We start from the raw sequence: 19,762 nt of genomic DNA on the forward strand, positions 1-19,762 counted from the left end.
AAGAACGGGCTATAAAACATATCTTACTCATTAAGCAAAGCAATGTCGGCTACCGCATTCATCTGCTGTGACAGAAACACTAATAAGGCCAAGCGATTATTTTTAATCGCTTCATTCTCATCCATTACCATCACATTAGTAAAGAATGTATCTACTTTTTCCTTGATACCGGTTAGCTGGGCCAGTGCCTGAACAAAATTCTGCTGCTTCATGGCAGCCTGAATTTTTACTGCTACCTGCTCAGTTGCCTGATACAGATTCTGCTCGTCCTGTTGTTGTAAAAGTGCCATCTCAATAGCAGGTAATGCAGAAAAATCGACTTTTTTGAGCAAATTGTGCACACGCTTGTTCGCGGCTATTAATGCAGTAGCCTCAGCCAGTTGCTTAAACTGAGTTACAGCTGCCAGCCTCGCTTCCACCTCACCCAGATTATCAATCTTACCAGCCAGCACAGCGGCTACTACATCTTGCGCATAGCTATTTTGTAACAGAATGGCCAAACGTGCCTGCATAAATTCGGCTACTTCATCAATTGTATTGGCAGCCAGTTTACCAACAGGAAAAGTATCAAATGCAGCCCGTAATAATGGAGCTAGTGACAGATTATGCTGCATCAGCATTCGCAAAATACCCAACGCACTACGGCGCAGTGCATACGGGTCTTTATCTCCGGTAGGAATAAGCCCGATACCCCAGATACCCACTAAAGTTTCCAGTTTGTCTGCAAGTGCTACTACCGTTCCGAGTAAATTATCCGGTAAGGCATCATTGGCAAAACGCGGCCAGTAATGTTGTTCAATGGCCACAGCCACGTCTGCATCTTCACCATCATGCAGGGCATAGTATTTGCCCATCGTACCCTGTAATTCAGGAAATTCACCAACCATATCAGTAAGCAAATCCGCCTTAGCCAGTTCGGCCGTTCTGGCTGCCTTATCAACATCAGCACCCAGCAACGGGGCAATTACCTTAGCCAGCAGGATAATGCGCTGTACTCTTTCCGCCTGACTACCCAGCTTATTATGATAAACAACATCTTGTAAACGGGATAAGCGACTAGCCAGAGAGGTTTTCTGATCCTGACGATAAAAGAATTCAGCATCTGCCAGACGTGCGCGTAATACACGTTCATTACCCTGAATAATATGAACCGGATTTTCTGTCTGTAAATTGGATACCAGCAAAAAACGGTTAATCAGCTTGCCTTCGCTATTTAACAGCGGAAAATACTTCTGATTCTGCTGCATGGTTAAAATCAGACATTCCTGTGGTACTTGTAGGAAACGCTCAGCAAAACCGGCCTGTAACACTACCGGCCACTCAACCAGTGCCGTTACCTCATCCAGCAAACCTTCAGCATAGGCCACTTGCGCATGCAACTCCTCTTCAGCCTCATTCAGTCCCTGTTTAATGCGGGCACGACGCTCAGCAAAACTGGCAATAACTTTACCCTGCTCCATTAACTGCTGTGCATAGTCTGCTGCATGGCTGAATACAATTCTGCCCTCACTCAGGAAACGGTGACCTAATGTCCAGTTCTGGCTGCTTAATCCCAATACACTACCCGCAACCGTCTCAGCACCATGCAGCATAACCAATCCATGCACTGGCCGAACAAATGTATCCGTACTGCTCCCCCAGTGCATCACCTTAGGAATAGGCAGTTTTTTAATCGCCAGATTCAGAATATCGCTTAATAATGCACTCAAGGGCTGGCCAGTCTGAGTATACTCATAGGCAAACACCATCTGTTTGCCATCATCAATCTGACTAAGCTGACTAATTTCTATCTGATTACTGCGGGCAAATCCCTGCAAGGCTTTAGTAGGTTCACCATCTTTCATGCCCGCTGCCACACTCGGGCCTTTTTTTACTATGTGCTGATCTGCCTGTACCGGTTTAACATTCTGTATCAGCACACCTAAACGTCTGGGCGACGCAAATACCTCATAATCAGCCACACCACTGATCAGCTGAGCTTTCTCCAAACCTTCAACAATACCAGCAGCCAGACTTTCACCCAGATTATTCAAGGCTTTTGGCGGCAATTCTTCAGTACGCAATTCAATTAATAAAGGAGCATTCATGCAAGTATTACTTTCATTTTGTTCAGGCTGTGTGGCCGTTTGTATTCTTTTTCAATAACGGGAAACCAAGTTTTTCTCGGCTTTCCACATATTTATGGGCAACCGCTCGGCTTAAAGCACGCACACGACCAATATAAGTGGCACGTTCAGTCACAGAAATGGCACCGCGTGCATCCAGCAGATTAAACGTATGCCCAGCCTTAAGTACCAGCTCATAAGCAGGCAGAGCCAGACTCACATCCTCCACAGCCAGCAGACGTTTGGCTTCTGCCTCATAATGATTAAACTGCGCCAGTAACCATTCAGCATTACTGAACTCAAAATTATAAGTAGACTGCTCAACCTCATTCTGATGATATACATCACCGTAAGTCACAGTCTGTCCGTCCTGAGTTTTGGCCCAAACCAGATCATAGACGTTTTCAACACCCTGTAAATACATGGCCAGACGTTCAATACCATAAGTAATTTCACCCAGAACTGGTGAGCAGTCCATGCCACCTACCTGCTGAAAATAGGTAAACTGAGTTACTTCCATGCCATTGAGCCATACTTCCCAGCCCAGCCCCCAAGCACCCAGAGTTGGATTTTCCCAATCATCTTCAACAAAGCGGATATCATGCTGACGCGGATCAATACCCAGTTCCTCCAAAGAGGCCAGATATAACTCCTGAATATTATCCGGTGACGGCTTTAATGCCACCTGAAACTGATAATAATGTTGCAGACGATTCGGATTTTCACCATAGCGACCATCCTTGGGACGGCGCGACGGCTGCACATAAGCTGCAAACCAGGGTTCAGGCCCCAGTGCGCGCAGACAGGTGGCCGGATGGCTGGTACCTGCTCCCACTTCCATATCCAGAGGCTGCAACACCACACAGCCATGACGGGCCCAGTAATTTTGTAGAGTAAAAATAATTTCTTGGAAAGTCAGCATGAAAGGAATTTTCTGATGATATGCAAAATTACCTATTTTACTGTGCTTGCCAGCAGTTGAACAGACGCCATCACATTTCTGAATAAGTTCACACACTAATAATAAATCAAAAAAATCCTTGCAACTTCCGGCTAGCAGTGAAACGATAGCCTTTTCATTGATCAAATCTACTTTCTCAAACATGTATCATGGCGAACGCTTCAACGCATATTCTCACCTTATCGGTTTTATCCTCGCCATCGTTGGCACAGGATTTCTCCTAATTAAATCGGTACATTATGGAGATATTTACCGCATTGTCAGTTCTGCCATTTATGGTGCCAGCCTGATACTTCTTTATGGCATATCCACCCTGTATCACTCCACTCATTCGCACCGAGCCAAGGTCGTGCTGCAAAAATTCGATCACTGCGCCATTTATCTGCTGATTGCTGGCAGCTATACACCTTTTACCCTTACCACATTGAACGGCGGCTGGGGCTGGTCATTACTTGGCATATCGTGGGGACTGGCAATATTTGGTATTATTCAGGAAGTGACTATTGGACGCAAAAGTGAAACGCGCATCCTGTCACTGATTCTTTATCTGATTATGGGCTGGCTGATCATCATAGCCATTTATCCGTTAACACAGCGCATGTCTTCACTAGGTCTATTCTGGCTGACTAGCGGTGGGCTGGCATACAGTATCGGCATCTACTGGTTCATTAATGATGAAAAAATCCGCCATGGTCATGGTATCTGGCATCTGTTTGTTATACTTGGCAGTCTGGCGCAATTTATCTGCGTTTACGCCTATATCTGAAATATCAATATACAAAAGCTGATTGTCTACCTGAATCATTTAGCATTAATAGAAAGAATGAAAGTGAAGATATACTTGAAAACCTTGCTTGTTAGTCTGTGCCTGCTTATTCTGGCAGCCTGTAGTGGCGAAAAAACCACGCAATCTGCCGCTTCATCGGCGCAGACGAAAAAAGAAATTATTATTGGCACTACCGTGGGCGATTTTGCCGACATGGTGCGCGATCAAGTAAAGCCTGAATTAGAAAAACAAGGCTATAAAGTACAACTATTGGAATTTACCGATTATGTTCGCCCCAATCTTGCCTTGGCGGATAAATCCATAGACATCAACATTTTTCAGCATAAGCCATATCTGGATGATTTTGCTCAGTCGCGCCATCTGGACATCATACCAGCCTTTCAGGTTCCTACAGGCCCTTTGGGTATATATGCCGGTAAGCTGAACCAACTGGATGCAGTAAAAAGCGGCTCCAGCGTTTCTGTTCCCAATGACCCCTCCAATCTGGCTCGTGCGCTGGTTATGTTGGACAAACTTGGCTGGATTACCCTGAAAGCCAACATTAATCCACTTAAAGCCTCACTGGCCGATATTGCCGGCAATAACAAAAACATTAAACTGGTACAACTGGAAGCTGCTCAATTACCCCGCTCCCGTCATGATGTGGATTTCGCAGTGATAAATGGCAACTTTGCCACCAGCTCAGGCTTAAAATTCACATCAGCATTGTTCCTCGAACCCGGCTACACCTACGTTAACTGGGCGGCAATCCGGGCTGTCGATAAAGACAGCCAGTGGGTAAAAGACATAACTGCTGCTTACAATTCAGATGCATTCAAGCAGTATGCGTTCAAACGTTTTGCTGGTTACAAATATCCTGAATCCTGGGGCGTACAGGACACTCAATCCGCATCTACACCAGCACGATAAGCAACTGTATCTGCCGTGAACCAGCATTTCGTTATTTAGAGCATTAATAACGTAATGCTTTTACCCAAGCTGAGATAAGCATGAAGCCGAATAATTTTATCTCCGGTGATGAGCTGCCATTAAAGCAGAAAATCAATCTGGAAACTGCACGTATCAATTGGTATGAACTCCAACCTTATTTTGCTCGTGGTAGTTGTATTTACGTTGCACCAGAACTAGATTTAGTCAATATTGCCCATATGATAGCCGCAGACGACAGTACCACCATTGCACTTTTGATACATGAAGGTAAAATTAGCAAAGTCAGCGATATCATGGCACAGCAATATTTTGATTGTAACCAGCCAATGTGGGCAGTTGTGGTAAGGCCATATGTGCTGATCCAGCCAGACAATGCTATTGTCAGAAGCAAATAAGCCAAAAGCACTTAACACAAGCATTTATAATTGAAAGAGAACATTATGCCACGTCACAATCAGGGCTTTACGCTCATAGATATGATGATTACCGTCACCATTATTGCCATATTAGCCGCCATTGCCTATCCAACCTACAATCACTTTATCATTAAAGCTCGGGAGCAAGGTGCTCGTGCTGATCTAGTACAAAACGGCAGCAAGCTGGAGCGATTTTACGCTAAAAACAAAACATTTAATGGTTATACGGATCAGATGCTTGAGCAAAGTAAAAGTACAACATATTTTACCCTCTCTGGTACCTACAATTCCAGCAGCTATCGTCTGGTGGCCACACCTACAGCAGCCAATAGTGGTGCAACTAGACTGGTTGTTTATGACAGTATAGAGGGTATGTTTTTATGCGATGATAATCAGCAAACAGAATGCAATCCCTATTAAATCTGCACACATGCATTCTACCTGAGAACATATAGCTAGAAGAAAGTGCATCATTTCAGCAAAGCATTTACCTTGATGAATTTGCAACTACTCTTCAAGTTATAACAGTTGGTGCAGCCTTATGAAAAAAGCTATATTCAAACGTGTTGTTTCAAGAAAGCAATTAAATTTCTCACCAGAAAATAAAGAGCAGACATATGGATATGCTGAAATTTATCTTGTTAATATCAACTACATTAACACTGACCAATTCCGCAATGGCGGCCAGCAATCAGCATTCGGCAGACAATGATGGGTTTGATGATGCCGAAAGAATCATTGTTCGGCTGTACAATCAGCAACAACAAATTGAAAAAGAAATCGACAAATTAACTGCTTCGTTTTTTCAGGATAATAATCAGATTGGGCGGTTTAACAGCTGTAAACTGCCAGATTGTCATCAATACAGTGAAACTACATCTTTCCGTCTTGACCCGAATCAAAATTTTACATATCAGAATCAGGTTAGCAGAGATGGTCTGAGTAAATCTATCAGCCGTAGTGGCAAATTTAACCAGCATAAAGGCAAACAGACACTAATACTGAATAATGCAGATGGCCAGCCAGAACTGTATCTGTATCATTAAATTCCCAGAAACTCAGCATGACATTTATCAATAAATAGCTGATTAAATAAAAAGGCAATGAAAACATCATTGCCTTTTTATTTAAGTCCTTATCAGGTAAATTTTATTTATGCTTATGTTTGGACGAATTCACATCTGAGCGTTCAATTATCTGATCTAATTTATAAACATACTCAGTGGCAGTGGTATCATCTGTAGCACCAGCCGGTTTTACCTCATACACGTTCAAACGTAATACCTGACTTTCTGCCGGATTGAACTGCCAGCCGTCAATCGTACCGGAGAAATTACGCCATACACCGGTTTTAACCTTCACACCCTGATCATTGTAAGAAACTTCACGAACTTTAAGGCATTGAACTGCGCCATTATCCGTCTGACAGGTCTGTGTTTTCGGATTTATTTCCCAGAATACCACCGTAGGTTGACCATACTGAGCAGTAGCAGTAGGCACACCACGCCAGAGCAGATGTTCACCGCGCCGGTTTTCTATCCACAACTGTGGCTGTGCATTCTGGGCATTTTCTGTATTAAGCAATCCGGCATGCAATTGCTGGCCATTCATAAAAGCAATCAGTGCAGTATCCTGTGCCATTACATCAGGAGCACAGGCTTTCATAGTACTCATTGGTGCCCGAATCTGCATATCCTGTCCGCTTAACTGGTAAGCAGAACCAATATTATTACAACCACCGGAAACATTCAGTTGCTGGCCAGTAAAACTCAGCTTTAAGGCTGAATTCGACTTAAAATTGGCTAATGGCCGGCCATGCCGGTCAGCAGCTTCTACCAGCTGCCAGTCATAAGCACCTAATTGCTGCACACTGGCAGTACGCATATTAACTTTATGGTTAGATGTATGTGCACAGGCAGCAAGACCACCGGCAATCAGGGCAGTTACCACCATTTTTTTAATACTCATAATTATATCCTTGCTTTAACGACGCAACACTTGCACATTAAAATAAATCTACGCATAAAACAACTATCATGTTTTATATAAATGGAAGATTAGCTATTATGCAACAACCACCGCAAATTTAGGAGAATCAGTATGCAAATCGGCATCATCATTGTCGGCGATGAAATTGTAAATGGTTCGCGTCAGGACAGTCATTTTGTTTTTTTCAGACAATTACTTCAGCAGCATGGTCTATACATGGCCTGGGCACAGTATTTACCTGATGACCGCGCGATCATCAGCCGGCAGTTAGTGCAGTCATTTAAAGAAAAAATACCTGTTTTTGTCACTGGCGGGATAGGAGCCACACCAGACGATCACACTCGTCAGGCGTGTGCTGATGCTTTAAACCTCCCATTAGTACCTCACCTCGAAGCCTTGAAAACGATTGAAGTTATCTCAGCAGAACATGGCGACAAACTAGACAGTCCTGCTCATTTACAACGGGCAAAAATGGCCGATTTTCCTCTAGGAGCAGCACTGATTCCGAATCCATTTAACAACATCGCCGGTTTTTCAATTCAAGAACATTACTTTTTACCCGGCTTCCCCAAAATGGCACATCCAATGGCTCAGTGGGTATTAGACCAATATTACCGGCAGAACTTTTTTCAGCATAAACTGGAGACTAAAGCCGCATTAGTTGACGGCATACCTGAATCGCGAATTGTGCCACTGATGGAACAGATTGAACAATACTGGCCGGGTATCAAAACTTTCAGCTTACCCACCATCCGTGAGGATTTACCAGCTAATGAACAAATACATCAATACCGGCTGGAATTTGGTTTGAAAGCCTGGGGTAAAGACTGCGCTATGCTACCAGAAGTCTGGGAAGACGCAGTACAGAAACTAAAACAGCTTGGAGCCACAAATATTATCTTACTGAATAAAAGCAGTGAAGGCTAAAGTAGACAACACATAGACTCTGCATCGGGATAAATCCTGTAATTTATAGAAAAATTACCTGTTCAAATGCTAAAAAAAAGGGTTTAAAACTATGTCTATCGCGCTGACAGGCTGAAAAAACCATACTTTTACCTCTTTACATGCAAAATGGTTTTTTATTTGCGTTTCATTTGGCAAACAACTAGAATTTCAGCACCTTAAAGCAGTATCTGATTTTGCGGTTAGAGGGATACCAGTATATAACCGGCCGATAGCATACCGATTCCATTAACCGCGCACCTTAGCAACAGGTATAAATTTATTCATGATAACACTGAACAAATACAATTTTTCTGCCGGTCCTGCAATATTGCCAGAGGCCGTATTACAAACAGCTCAGGCTGAAATGCTGGATTATAACGGTATCGGTAGCTCAGTCATGACCATGAGCCACCGCTCAGATGCTTTCATCAGTATTCTGTACCATGCCGAACAGGATTTGCGTCAGCTGCTGCATATTCCGGACAATTATAAAATATTGTTTATGCAGGGCGGAGCAAGCGCTCAATTTAACATGGTAGTCATGAATCTGGCCAATGGCTTTAAACGAGTTGATTCAGTGGTTTCCGGCAACTGGAGTCGGATTGCACACAGCCAGATGGGCAAACTTTCCAATGCGCAGATACATTTAGCAGCACATGGTGGTGATTTATATAACTACACCGACGTGCCCGCTCCCGAAAACTGGGACGTTGACCCAAATTCAGCCTTTGTCCACTATTGCATTAATGAAACTGTACATGGTCTGCAATACCGCAATATTCCTAAACCGGACGGAATGCCACCGATAGTATGTGATATGTCGAGTGAAATTCTTTCACGGCCGATTAATGTTGCCGATTTTGGTGTTATCTATGCCGGTGCTCAGAAAAATATCGGCCCCTCCGGAGCAACCATCGTTATAATTCGCGAAGATTTACTGGAACGCTGCTCCGACCGAATACCTGATGTATGGAATTATCAAAGTCATATCAGCCGTCAAGGAATGTATAACACTCCCGCTACCTATCCGATTTATATTTCCGGTCTGGTTTTCCGCTGGCTACAGGCTCATGGCGGAGTGGAACAGATGCAGGCACTCAATACCATGAAAGCAGAAACCCTGTATTCTGCTATAGATAGCAGCAATGGCTTTTATATCAATCATGTGAAACAGCAAGCCCGTTCACATATGAATGTCATTTTCCATACCCCAGAAAAAGAACTGGACAAAATGTTTGTGCAGCAGGCTAATGCTCATGGATTATGTGCACTCCAAGGCTATAAATCGATTGGTGGAATGCGTGCTAGCATTTACAATGCCATGCCTATTCAGGGTGTCGAAGCACTGGTAAATTTCATGCGTGAATTTCAACGCCGTTACGGCTGATTTATCTGATTTGCCTTTCTACCGGTATAGCAGCAATCTGTTATACCGGTTTTCTGTTCAGCCTTAAAAAAAATCGTATTGTCTACGACAAAGCCATTAACAAATTATTTTTTCAATATAAGATGAAATTTCGGCCTTAACTACTGTACTGTTTCAGGTCGATATCGCTCCAGCAACATATTACTGAATTTATTCTCCGGGTCTATTCGTGCCTTAAGCTTAAAAAACTGTGCTGCTTGCGGATATGCCTGCTGAAATTGCTCAGAAGTTGCATGTAATTGATAAGGCAAGAAATAACTGCCACCGTTTGCTAGTACTGCATCGATTAATTCTCGAGTCCAGACTCCCACTTGCTCTTTACTGCGCTCATCAGTAGACTGCTGATAATAAATAACAAAAGCAAATACCTCAGTTCTCGCCCAAGCCAGCAGTGAACCACTGTCCCGATTCGCATGACGAACAGAAATATTCATAACATTAACCCGATGTTTTTTCAAAATAGCAATCAATTCCGGATAAAAATTATCAAACCGCTCTACCGGTATAAAAAACTCTTCCAGAACAAAACTTTTATTTTTATAAGCAATAGGTTTTAAGTTGGCTACATTAAAACTGGCTTCATAATTACGCCACATCACTGGTCGGCGGGCATAATTGACATAATCATGCAATTTGCGCAACTGTTTGCCGAAAGCAGATGAAGCTATAATTTTCGGTTTTTGTTTTTGCCAGAGAGTGGGTTTAACCAGCGGTCGTAATCTGCTGGCAATAGTCACTGGTTCTTGTGTCTGTTCAAATGTAATCGAACGGACTTTTTTGAAATCAGGGGGGTATATTATTGCATTGTGAAATATTGCGGTCTTATCCGAACGAATATGCTGAGAAAAGTACCGGTAGTATTCTGAAATTGGCATAACCTCATTAACACGTTTAACTTTAACATTATCAGCAAGACACAAAATCACTTCTGTAATCACACCCAAGCCTCCATAACCGCCAATAGCACCATAAAATATATCCTGATTTTCTTTCGGACTAGCTACTACTACTGAGCCATCAGCAAGCACAATTTTAAACTCTTCCACAGACAGAATAATTGGTCCTTCACCAAAATAGCGGCCATGCACATTAACGCTTAATGAACCACCAATACTGAAATCAGCATAGCTTTGCATGATTTTTACTGATAAGCCATAAGGATCAATCAATTCTTGTACTTGACGCCAGCTTGCACCGGCTTCAATGGTTAGAAGCTTTTGTTCAGGATTAAAAGCAATCACATGATTAAGTTTTTGCGTATCAATCTGGAGCGCACCCTGTATAGCTGTTTGCCCACCCATACTGTACTTACCTCCAGCGATACTGATTGAACCAGAAGTTTGTTTAATTAGTTCGGCGACCTGTTGGGTAGATTCCGGTTGCACAACAGCAGCTACCTGTACCGGCGTCATACCTGTCACATCATTGACAATCACCGCCTGTGTTTCTATCGATAGCAACAGGCACAGACAGCAGAACAAAAAATTTATTTTTTTCATTATCATGTTATATATTTGTTATAACCAACAGCAATTAGCAATTTTATTGGTACAAACAAATCAATAAAAGATATACATTATTAATATTTAACGAGCATCAAATACCTTATTCAATCCAAAAACCTTGATTACTTTCGTTTGACTCAATAAACGGATTACCGCCTAATCCAGACCACTATTTAAATAGTAAAGGTGGGTAATCAGCAGGATAGCAGTAAACTGCAAGCCATGTCTGGCAACACTGGTTGCGAATATTAGCTATCTTCAACAATCCGTACCACATAGAAAAGCGCTTAAATGTGCAACCAGAAGAAAAACGATTTATATTGTAATATGATAAATGCACTCAAGTGGCTCGCATTGAATTATCGCGCATACCATTGCTCAATAGATATATTACTTACATAAAACCAATAATTATGAAATTCTTGCAGCTGTTAATATTTATATCTATATCATTTTATTCATTAGCAAACATTCATATTTATCAAGGAATATTTAATAATAAAAAAATACAACTTTATATAGATGATACTTTAGATCTCAATATAGCAACGTTTTATCTATCCGGTGATAATACACCACCTGTTGCACTTGATCTTTTTTAACAGAGAAAACGAGTGGTTTTTCCGTGAAAGCAACTGCTCTAAAACAGGTTCGTGCAATTATTTAAAAACTAATAATATAAAGCTGGATTCAGATGATGAAAAATAAACAACAAAGTCCTTACAGCTTATTTGACTAATGACAGAACAAATAACAAACATCATCAGCATTTAAATAAAATAAAAGAACTCAAGCTTTTTGACAATAAAGCTGAATTCAGAAATGAACTTATCTGGTAATTTACTTAATTATTTAATAGTATTTCCGCTGGTGATTATAATTTTGATGATATAGAAGATTTTTCTAGACTTAAAAGCGGATCACCCGATTGGCTATTTTCAAACAATACATATGCTTATTATATATATGATAACAAAAAGAATAAATTTATAAACTTGCCATTGTCCGGTGCTGATATTACTTTCAATCCACAAACACGTACTGCTAGCAATCAAAAAATTGCATTGAATATCTAGGCTCAGATACTAGCCATAAAATAACGACCATACAAAATATTTATCGTTTCCACAATAACCGGTTTATAAACTCACCAACCGAAATTCATGTTCAATCTATTATGAATATTTCTATCAAGCTGACTCTACAAATAATTGTGATGAAGAAAGCTACTTCAGATGTCTATCTGAATAATTGACTAGTTCATAAAATTTGAAACAATTTAGAATATTTCAAAATAATAGTTAAAACACCCAAAGATCTGAATAATATGATCATTACGTTTTAGTGTTAGGAATAACAAAAAAACTTTTCCAAGCTAATCGATTCAGCAGCTAAACAAACAACCGTTTATAACCCAAATCTGCAAGAGAATTTATAAGCGCACTTTACGTTCAGCACATCGTCGCTTCGCAGCTGCAATTGCCTGATTAAGTTTAGCCTCGGTAAGTGTACCTAGTAACGATTGCCGAAACCCGCACTTAGATGCCTGCACCTGTGTATATGGTATACCACCAATCTCATTGCCTAACCGCCTCATCCAGGCACGGCTATCCGTACCGGTATACCGAAACAGTGGATAGCGTACAGATACCTGACGGGTAAAGCGTTGTAAATTAGCTTCACTATCCAGCGCTACCCCCACCACAGCAACCGTTCCTTTACCAGAACGCAGTTGCTGCTGATACCAGCGCGACAACATGGGCATTTCTTTGCGGCAAGGTGCACACCATGTTGCCCAGACATTGATAACAAGTATCGGATTATTCGTTGGTAAAACTGTAGCTTTACCTTGAGGCCAGCTCTGTAACTCTGCTGCCTGTAAGCGAATGCAACCGAAAAACAACAAACTAAATAAATATATTTTTTTTAAAAGCTCAGCAGACTGAAACATTTCCTTACCCGAATATTACATTCTAATAGCCTTAATTATAAAACATTTGATATATAATTTCTGGGCGCCAGTCATACGTGGTGCCGTTTCCCTATCTTTTCTGTATCAAACTGCTTAAATATGTAACTGAAATCAAATAATTAACAATCATCAAATATAAAATCCGCTTAACATTTAGAATAATTAATAATACTTGTCAAAATTTGAAGTTTCGTCCACACTTCCAATTCAGATTTTTCATTTCTTTAGAAAGAAGTTCAGAGATAATCATGGCCAATACCGTCATACTCTATCACAATCCAAACTGCTCCAAATCACGAGCTGCATTGTCTTTACTTCAGGTACGCAATGTTAATACCAAAGTCATTCCTTACTTAACGGAGCCATTAACTGAGTCGCAAATACGCGTACTGAAACAAAAACTGGCAATTAGTTCAGCACGGGAAATGATGCGCAGCAAGGATAATCTATTTACACAACTGAATTTGTGTGAAGCTGATGAAGATACATTGATAGCTGCCATGGCAGCACATCCGATACTGATTGAACGACCAATAGCTGTAATTGGCGAACACGCCGCGATAGGTCGCCCTTTAACCAATATTGAAGCACTACTTGAAAAGTAAATGACCGCTGATACCCATCTTGGTTTCTGGCGCTGTTTGCGAAGCGTTATTATTGCTGGCAGTCTGTTTGTCGGCACCAATTATATCATTAGTGTTGCTACGGTTTATCAGTACAGCCATCCGCGCGTACTTTGCGAGGCTGATGCTGCGATCGTACTTGGCGCAGCTGCATGGGATAAACGCCCTTCTCCGGTTTTTCGTGAACGCATCAATCATGCCATCCATCTTTACCGTACAGGCATTGTAAAAAAAATCCTGTTCACTGGTGGCAGCCCCAAAAGTGGTTTTATGACTGAAGCAGCAGTCGGGCGGCGTTATGCAATTCGCAATGGCGTTGATGCCAATGATATTATTTATGAAAACCATTCGCGCGATACTTGGCAGAATTTAGTTAATGCGAAAGCTGTTGCCGATGATAATGATTTAGATAGTTTTATCATTGTCAGCGATCCCTACCATCTGGCTCGCGCTAGCTTGATGGCACATGATTTGGGTTTGAATGCTCAGGTTTCTCCTACCCCTACCACCCGTTATAGCGCCACCCAGTCCAAATTGCGTTTTCTGGCACAAGAAAGCTATACCCTTATGGTATATCAATGGATAAAACATCTTGCGCTTTTCCCTCAATTTATTCATATGCTACGCAGCAAATTTTAGTAATTATTGCCAATTTACCAGCTAATAGCATTTGATTATTCTTATCGACAGCATCCAAACACTCAAGCCTGTTATAGCAGCTTTCACAATACTGAATCTATTCACTATTATTTTTATGACATATTATAAAAATAACGGTAGGCATAGTCTGCTAATGACCTTCGATATTCATTTTTCCGGCTAAAAAAATCTCAAGACCATTAACCCTATCGGGCAATCGATAGTATGATTAAACTTTTAAATCCAATCATTCGCGATAGCATAGGATCAAATCATGGATCGAAACCAGCAACTTTTCGAACAAGCAAAAACCATCATTCCGGGCGGAGTGAATTCTCCAGTACGCGCTTTTGGCAGCGTAGGTGGCACTCCTCGCTTCATTAACAAGGCACAGGGTGCGTATGTATGGGATGAAAACTGTAACCGCTATATCGATTATGTTGGTTCATGGGGACCGGCTATTGTCGGGCATGCACATCCAGAAGTAGTTGAAGCAGTCTGCCATGCCACCGAAAATGGCCTGTCCTTCGGTGCTCCTACAGAAAATGAAATCCGCATAGCTGAAGAAATTCGCCATATTATGCCAAGCATAGAGCAAATCCGTCTGGTCAGCTCCGGTACTGAAGCCACAATGAGCGCAATTCGTCTGGCCAGAGGTTTTACCGGACGCGACAATATCATCAAATTCGAAGGCTGTTATCATGGTCATTCCGATAGCCTGCTAGTTAAAGCCGGTTCCGGCTTGCTAACCTTTGGCCATCCCAGTTCCGCCGGTGTACCTGAAGATTTCAGCCGTCATACACTGGTTTTACCTTATAACGATGTTGAGGCTTTGCAACAGACTTTTGCCAGCAAAGGCGACAGTATTGCCTGCGTGATTGTTGAACCAATTGCTGGCAATATGAACATGATTCCGGCTACAACAGAATTTGTTCAGGCTTTGCGTGCCCTGACTGAAAAGCATGGCAGTGTTCTGATTTACGATGAAGTGATGACCGGTTTCCGCGTTGCATTAGGCGGTGCACAGTCTATTCATGGCATTAAGCCAGATTTGACCACAATTGGCAAAGTCATTGGCGGTGGCATGCCCGTAGCTGCTTTCGGTGGCCGCGCAGATATTATGGCTTGTATTTCACCATTAGGCGCAGTTTATCAGGCTGGTACATTATCCGGCAATCCAGTATGCGTAGCTGCCGGAATGAAAACACTGGAAATCATACAGCGCCCCGACTTCTACACCAATCTCAACACACATACTCAAGAACTCAGTAATGGCCTGACTGCCATCGCCCGTCAGGCTAATATTCCATTCTGTAGTCGCAGTATCGGTGGCATGTTTGGCTTTTACTTTACCCCAGATCTGCCAAATTGTTTTACAGATATGCAGAACAGCAATCTAATATTGTTTAAAGCGTTTTTCCATGCCATGCTCTCACGTGGCGTAGCATTTGCACCATCTGCATATGAAGCCTGTTTTGTTTCTGCCGCACATAACAGCGAAATCATTGCCGATACTCTTGGTTTGGCTACAGAAGCATTTACCGAAATTGCACGCACCATCTGACATTAAAATTATTACCGGCGAATACGCCATCTGAGGCATACGCCGGTTTTATTATCCGCTCAGCAAACCTACTTTTACCACTTGGCCTGTATCCAAATTAACCCTTTGCTGCTCAGGCATATCAAATAAATTTTTTTATATTGTTGAATTTATAAACGATAAAGCCATGTTTTATTGCCTGTCTTTTTAAAAATTGTAATCTACAACATATTTGCTATGTAGCGCGCTTGTCTTTATTTTGTCCAATTAGTATCCGTGTTTTTAGTATCTTTTACTTAGTAGCATAAAGTCCGCTACTAGCAAAATCCTAAAAGATAACAATAAAAATTAATTGAAGCCTAACCGTATAAATTTTTTATTAACATATAATTACAACTATTTAACAATAAAAAATAATTTACTAAGTCTGGCCTAAGTATTCAACGCCATACTGTGCATTAACAAGAACCAAGAAGGTTATTGTCTTAAACCAATTTTTAATGGAGATCTGTCATGAAAAAAATCACTACTGCTGTTGTAAGCGCTATTTTCGGTTTAACTGCTGCTGCTTCTTTTGCCGCTCCTGTTGCCGCAACAACTACAACCAACACTACTACTGCTACCACCTCTGTTAAACCTGCTGCTAAAGTTGTTAAACCAGCTGCTAAGAAAACTCAGGTTAAACAGGTAAGAAAAGTACATGCTAAAAAAGCTCATGCTAACAAAGCAGCTGCCAGCAGCACCACTACCAAACAAACCACTACCACTACTGAAACCAATTAATCAGCCAGCTGGTTAACGTTTGAATAAAAACCGTTTCAGGAATCCTGAAGCGGTTTTTGTTATCATAGATAACTCTCAGCCTGATTACTGACAGGCTGCTCATTGGTAGTCTATGTGGAAAATGTTAACCCATGCGAATTCTACTTCTTGAAGACGACAAAATGATTGCAGAGGCATTAAGCGATATGCTGCATGTTGCCGGTTTTGCTGTCGATTGTGTTTCAGACGGTCTGGCAGCAGAAAGTGCATTACAGCCAGATATCTACGATATCGCCCTGCTGGATATCGGCGTACCCAAACAGGACGGCCTGAGTGTACTACGTCACCTGCGTGCCAAAAACAGTGATTTACCTGTTATCCTGATTACTGCCCGAGATACTGTGGAAGAACGCATTAATGGTCTGGACAGTGGCGCCGACGACTACGTAATCAAACCATTTGCACCATCTGAATTACTGGCTCGTATTCGGGCTTTATTGCGCCGGCGTAGCGGACATGCCTGCCCAGTACTGAGCAATGGTATTATCACATTGAATCCGGCTACCAGAGAAGTGAGCGCCAATGGTTTAGTTACCCGCCTGTCCGCCCGGGAATATGCTCTGCTTTACAGTTTATTGCTACAGCCGGGCACCATATTGTCACGGCAGGAATTAGAAGAAAAAATTTATGGCTGGAATGAAGAAGTGGAAAGCAACGCCGTTGAAGTGGTAATTCATGGAATTCGCAAAAAGCTCGGCAGTAACGTCATTAAAAATGTTCGAGGACTGGGATGGCTAGTGGATCGACGCGGATAGTCTCATCGCTACAGTGGCGTTTATTACTGGTATTAACCATTGTGGTAACCTTTATCGCCATTATTGGCGACATTCTTGCCTACCAGACTGCTTTTCGGGAAACTCAGGATTTACAGGATGCCCAATTAGAGCAGATTGCGCATTTACTTGACCCGCGCAGTGCCATACTGCGCAGAGATACACAGGAAGACCTCAACTTTCCCGAAAGCGCCAGAACACTGCCCAAACCACGCATACTGGCACAAACTCTTGACTCGCCCTATCTCAATATACTGATGGGTGATGACAACGCAGTAAAGAACTTGCAACAATTACATGATGGCTTTCACAATTTTACAACCGTAGCCCGTCATTGGCGCGTCTACATTCTCACCCGTGAACGCGAACGCATAATTGTAGCCCAACGCACAGCCTACCGTAATCATATCGCCAAAGATAGCGCGCTGAGTGTGGTCTGGCCATTTCTTATCCTCATGCCCATCTTATGGCTGTTTACCGCCATCTGGATTCGCCGTTTGTTCCGGGCAACACAGGAAATGAGTACAGAATTAACTGCCCGCAGTGCCAACGATCTATCTCCACTGGATACCAGACACGTACCCACTGAAATCCGTCCTTTTATCACCGCACTAAACCGCCTTTTCAGCCAGTTACAGGCTGCCATAGAGCATGACAAAAAATTTATCAGTCATGCAGCACACGAATTACGTACGCCTATCACTGCACTAACCATACAGATAGCCCGATTTGACGAACCAGATTTAAGCATTCAGGAGCAACGCAAACTTATCGGACAAATCAAAGCCGGTATAGCTCGCACCAAGCAACTGCTTACCCAGTTGTTATCGATGGCCAGAGCGCAACATCAGCTCCAGCAGCACCTTATGCCAAATAATGTCAGTACCGCCTTGATGCCGCTGTTACGCGACCTGATTGCAGAATTATTACCTCTGGCAGAACAGAAACAGCAAATTCTGAGTGTTGACATTAACGAAGATATCAACCTGCCTATCAGCAGTAATGACTTACAAACCATTCTCAAGAATATTCTGGCCAATGCCATCAAATACACCCCCGCTCACGGACAGATCTGTATTCAGACCAAGCAACCCACAGATAACCAGTTAGCACTATGGATAGAAGACAATGGCCATGGTATTTCGGAAGCTGAGCGAAAGCTCGTATTCGAACCGTTTTACCGCATTCTAGGTAATAACGAATGCGGTAGCGGATTGGGACTGGCCATCGTTAAAACCCTGTGCGAACAATGGCATATCACCATTCAGCTCACCGATTCGAGCCTGCAAAATAATGAGCACCAGCCGGGACTAGCCGTTGGTTTAACATTCAGTATTAATAATCAATAAACTTAGCCAGCACATTGCCGCTGATGTACGTGTACAGACATTAAAAGCCGATAGTATCAATAATAACCATCACTTTAGAAATAAATATTAAGTGGCCAAAACAATATACAAAGTCGTTATATACAACGCTAATGGCAATCAGATTTGAGACAAGATTTGTTCACAACATAACACATGCCTGATTGATCGCATTTAAGATAAATAAAAAAAACAGAACGCTCACCCAGAGCATTCTGTTTTTAAAATTGGTATATTTCTTACAGCTCACCAACAGATTAATTTAAAGACCTGTCTGTAGCTTACCAGTGTTTAGTACCGAAAATTTTGTCACCGGCATCACCCAGCCCGGGGATAATATAACCATTATCGTCCAGATGGTCATCTAAAGCTGCAGCATATATAGTCACATCGGGATGAGCTTCATTAACAGCTTTGACGCCTTCCGGAGCCGCAACCAATACCAGTGCCTTAATATCTTTGCAGCCTTTTTTCTTAAGCAGGTCAATGGTGGCAATCATTGAACCGCCGGTTGCCAGCATAGGATCAATAATCAGCGCCGGACGCTTATCCATCTGACTGACAAATTTTTCAAAATAAGGTACCGGTTCCAGCGTCTCTTCATCACGCTGTAAACCTACCACGCTGATTTTAGCTGTAGGAATTAAATCCAGCACCCCATCCAACATACCAAGCCCGGCACGCAGAATAGGCACAACAGTAACAGTCTTGCCCTTAATCTGGAATGCATCAATCTCACCACACCAGCCCTGCATTTTGACAATCTCAACATCAAAATCACGACTAGCCTCATAAGCCATTAAGCGCGCCAGCTCTTTTGTCAACGTGCGGAAACGATAAGTACTGCAATCCTCTTCCCGCATCAATGACAGTTTGTGCTTCACCAACGGATGGTCAATCACATTAATATTCATCGCCTGTTCCAAAAAAATTCCTTTAACACCTAAATCCAAACA

Annotated in this window: 19 protein-coding genes; 13 read left to right on the top strand and 6 right to left on the bottom strand. The window is 42.2% G+C overall.

What is annotated here, in order from left to right; genetic code table 11:
- Nucleotides 1-23: 23 nt before the first annotated feature.
- Together glyS and glyQ are read right to left on the bottom strand one after the other, a co-directional pair.
- Nucleotides 24-2,087 (bottom strand): glycine--tRNA ligase subunit beta, encoded by a 2,064-nt coding sequence (gene glyS, locus MJ761_RS03705; RefSeq protein ID WP_093090286.1) that lies wholly within the window; start codon nt 2,085-2,087, stop codon nt 24-26.
- A gap of 22 nt (nt 2,088-2,109) precedes the next feature.
- Nucleotides 2,110-3,027 (bottom strand): glycine--tRNA ligase subunit alpha, encoded by a 918-nt coding sequence (gene glyQ / locus MJ761_RS03710; protein ID WP_093090810.1) that lies wholly within the window; start codon nt 3,025-3,027, stop codon nt 2,110-2,112.
- A 181-nt stretch (nt 3,028-3,208) separates the two neighbouring features.
- Here glyQ and trhA point away from each other — a divergent pair, with 181 nt between their 5' ends.
- The 5 genes from trhA (at nt 3,209) to MJ761_RS03740 (ending at nt 6,245) form a co-directional block, all read left to right on the top strand.
- Nucleotides 3,209-3,832 (top strand): PAQR family membrane homeostasis protein TrhA, encoded by a 624-nt coding sequence (gene trhA, locus MJ761_RS03715; protein ID WP_093090284.1) that lies wholly within the window; start codon nt 3,209-3,211, stop codon nt 3,830-3,832.
- 57 nt (nt 3,833-3,889) lie between these two features.
- Complete coding sequence (locus tag MJ761_RS03720) at nt 3,890-4,762, top strand: MetQ/NlpA family ABC transporter substrate-binding protein (protein WP_093090282.1); 873 nt, start codon at nt 3,890-3,892, stop codon at nt 4,760-4,762.
- An 80-nt stretch (nt 4,763-4,842) separates the two neighbouring features.
- Entirely contained in the window at nt 4,843-5,178 is a 336-nt protein-coding gene (locus tag MJ761_RS03725) for a DUF2288 domain-containing protein (RefSeq protein ID WP_093090280.1), read from the top strand.
- A gap of 45 nt (nt 5,179-5,223) precedes the next feature.
- On the top strand, nt 5,224-5,619 hold the full coding sequence (locus tag MJ761_RS03735; protein ID WP_093090278.1) for a type IV pilin protein: 396 nt from the start codon (nt 5,224-5,226) through the stop codon (nt 5,617-5,619).
- A 197-nt stretch (nt 5,620-5,816) separates the two neighbouring features.
- Nucleotides 5,817-6,245, top strand: coding sequence for a hypothetical protein (locus MJ761_RS03740; protein ID WP_093090276.1), 429 nt, complete (start codon nt 5,817-5,819; stop codon nt 6,243-6,245).
- Between the two features lie 103 nt (nt 6,246-6,348).
- Here MJ761_RS03740 and MJ761_RS03745 read toward each other — a convergent pair whose 3' ends face one another.
- Nucleotides 6,349-7,167, bottom strand: coding sequence for an META domain-containing protein (locus tag MJ761_RS03745; RefSeq protein WP_093090273.1), 819 nt, complete (start codon nt 7,165-7,167; stop codon nt 6,349-6,351).
- Between the two features lie 132 nt (nt 7,168-7,299).
- Between MJ761_RS03745 and MJ761_RS03750 the strand changes: the two genes are divergently transcribed.
- Both MJ761_RS03750 and serC read left to right on the top strand, forming a co-directional pair.
- On the top strand, nt 7,300-8,115 hold the full coding sequence (locus MJ761_RS03750; RefSeq protein WP_093090271.1) for a competence/damage-inducible protein A: 816 nt from the start codon (nt 7,300-7,302) through the stop codon (nt 8,113-8,115).
- A gap of 304 nt (nt 8,116-8,419) precedes the next feature.
- A complete protein-coding gene (serC, locus tag MJ761_RS03755) occupies nt 8,420-9,523 on the top strand; it encodes a phosphoserine transaminase (protein WP_093090269.1) in 1,104 nt (367 codons plus the stop codon).
- A 140-nt stretch (nt 9,524-9,663) separates the two neighbouring features.
- Here serC and MJ761_RS03760 read toward each other — a convergent pair whose 3' ends face one another.
- Both MJ761_RS03760 and MJ761_RS03765 read right to left on the bottom strand, forming a co-directional pair.
- Nucleotides 9,664-11,061 carry an FAD-binding oxidoreductase gene (locus MJ761_RS03760; protein WP_176715012.1) on the bottom strand — a complete coding sequence of 466 codons (1,398 nt, stop codon included), beginning with the start codon at nt 11,059-11,061 and terminating at the stop codon, nt 9,664-9,666.
- Between the two features lie 1,438 nt (nt 11,062-12,499).
- Nucleotides 12,500-13,018, bottom strand: a complete 519-nt coding sequence (locus tag MJ761_RS03765; RefSeq protein ID WP_093090265.1) for a TlpA disulfide reductase family protein — start codon at nt 13,016-13,018, stop codon at nt 12,500-12,502.
- A gap of 269 nt (nt 13,019-13,287) precedes the next feature.
- Here MJ761_RS03765 and arsC point away from each other — a divergent pair, with 269 nt between their 5' ends.
- The 6 genes from arsC to MJ761_RS03795 all read left to right on the top strand — a co-directional run bounded on the left by arsC (nt 13,288) and on the right by MJ761_RS03795 (nt 18,788).
- Nucleotides 13,288-13,644, top strand: a complete 357-nt coding sequence (gene arsC, locus MJ761_RS03770) for an arsenate reductase (glutaredoxin) (RefSeq protein ID WP_093090263.1) — start codon at nt 13,288-13,290, stop codon at nt 13,642-13,644.
- Nucleotides 13,645-14,301, top strand: coding sequence for a YdcF family protein (locus MJ761_RS03775; protein WP_093090261.1), 657 nt, complete (start codon nt 13,645-13,647; stop codon nt 14,299-14,301).
- A 274-nt stretch (nt 14,302-14,575) separates the two neighbouring features.
- Entirely contained in the window at nt 14,576-15,865 is a 1,290-nt protein-coding gene (gene hemL / locus MJ761_RS03780) for a glutamate-1-semialdehyde 2,1-aminomutase (protein ID WP_093090259.1), read from the top strand.
- A gap of 492 nt (nt 15,866-16,357) precedes the next feature.
- Nucleotides 16,358-16,627 (top strand): hypothetical protein, encoded by a 270-nt coding sequence (locus tag MJ761_RS03785; protein WP_037407623.1) that lies wholly within the window; start codon nt 16,358-16,360, stop codon nt 16,625-16,627.
- Nucleotides 16,628-16,758: 131 nt separating this feature from the next.
- The gene (locus tag MJ761_RS03790) at nt 16,759-17,421 is read left to right on the top strand and encodes a response regulator (RefSeq protein WP_093090257.1); all 663 of its coding nucleotides are present in this window, start codon (nt 16,759-16,761) and stop codon (nt 17,419-17,421) included.
- Entirely contained in the window at nt 17,397-18,788 is a 1,392-nt protein-coding gene (locus tag MJ761_RS03795) for an ATP-binding protein (protein WP_093090255.1), read from the top strand. The genes MJ761_RS03790 and MJ761_RS03795 overlap by 25 nt, the downstream gene beginning before the upstream one ends.
- Nucleotides 18,789-19,087: 299 nt before the next feature.
- Here the strand turns inward: MJ761_RS03795 and upp are convergent, their stop codons facing one another.
- A complete protein-coding gene (gene upp / locus MJ761_RS03800; protein ID WP_093090253.1) occupies nt 19,088-19,720 on the bottom strand; it encodes a uracil phosphoribosyltransferase in 633 nt (210 codons plus the stop codon).
- Nucleotides 19,721-19,762: the final 42 nt, after the last annotated feature.

It is taken from the genome of Snodgrassella communis, assembly GCF_914768045.1.
In the GTDB taxonomy this organism is placed as follows: domain Bacteria; phylum Pseudomonadota; class Gammaproteobacteria; order Burkholderiales; family Neisseriaceae; genus Snodgrassella; species Snodgrassella communis.

Bases quoted from the DNA above. Each gene is read 5' to 3' on its own strand.
- glyS (WP_093090286.1), bottom strand. From the start codon at position 2,087: ATGAATGCTCCTTTATTAATTGAATTGCGTACTGAAGAATTGCCGCCA.
- glyQ (WP_093090810.1), bottom strand. From the start codon at position 3,027: ATGCTGACTTTCCAAGAAATTATTTTTACTCTACAAAATTACTGGGCC.
- trhA (WP_093090284.1), top strand. From the start codon at position 3,209: ATGTATCATGGCGAACGCTTCAACGCATATTCTCACCTTATCGGTTTT.
- MJ761_RS03720 (WP_093090282.1), top strand. From the start codon at position 3,890: ATGAAAGTGAAGATATACTTGAAAACCTTGCTTGTTAGTCTGTGCCTG.
- MJ761_RS03725 (WP_093090280.1), top strand. From the start codon at position 4,843: ATGAAGCCGAATAATTTTATCTCCGGTGATGAGCTGCCATTAAAGCAG.
- MJ761_RS03735 (WP_093090278.1), top strand. From the start codon at position 5,224: ATGCCACGTCACAATCAGGGCTTTACGCTCATAGATATGATGATTACC.
- MJ761_RS03740 (WP_093090276.1), top strand. From the start codon at position 5,817: ATGGATATGCTGAAATTTATCTTGTTAATATCAACTACATTAACACTG.
- MJ761_RS03745 (WP_093090273.1), bottom strand. From the start codon at position 7,167: ATGAGTATTAAAAAAATGGTGGTAACTGCCCTGATTGCCGGTGGTCTT.
- MJ761_RS03750 (WP_093090271.1), top strand. From the start codon at position 7,300: ATGCAAATCGGCATCATCATTGTCGGCGATGAAATTGTAAATGGTTCG.
- serC (WP_093090269.1), top strand. From the start codon at position 8,420: ATGATAACACTGAACAAATACAATTTTTCTGCCGGTCCTGCAATATTG.
- MJ761_RS03760 (WP_176715012.1), bottom strand. From the start codon at position 11,061: ATGAAAAAAATAAATTTTTTGTTCTGCTGTCTGTGCCTGTTGCTATCG.
- MJ761_RS03765 (WP_093090265.1), bottom strand. From the start codon at position 13,018: ATGTTTCAGTCTGCTGAGCTTTTAAAAAAAATATATTTATTTAGTTTG.
- arsC (WP_093090263.1), top strand. From the start codon at position 13,288: ATGGCCAATACCGTCATACTCTATCACAATCCAAACTGCTCCAAATCA.
- MJ761_RS03775 (WP_093090261.1), top strand. From the start codon at position 13,645: ATGACCGCTGATACCCATCTTGGTTTCTGGCGCTGTTTGCGAAGCGTT.
- hemL (WP_093090259.1), top strand. From the start codon at position 14,576: ATGGATCGAAACCAGCAACTTTTCGAACAAGCAAAAACCATCATTCCG.
- MJ761_RS03785 (WP_037407623.1), top strand. From the start codon at position 16,358: ATGAAAAAAATCACTACTGCTGTTGTAAGCGCTATTTTCGGTTTAACT.
- MJ761_RS03790 (WP_093090257.1), top strand. From the start codon at position 16,759: ATGCGAATTCTACTTCTTGAAGACGACAAAATGATTGCAGAGGCATTA.
- MJ761_RS03795 (WP_093090255.1), top strand. From the start codon at position 17,397: ATGGCTAGTGGATCGACGCGGATAGTCTCATCGCTACAGTGGCGTTTA.
- upp (WP_093090253.1), bottom strand. From the start codon at position 19,720: ATGAATATTAATGTGATTGACCATCCGTTGGTGAAGCACAAACTGTCA.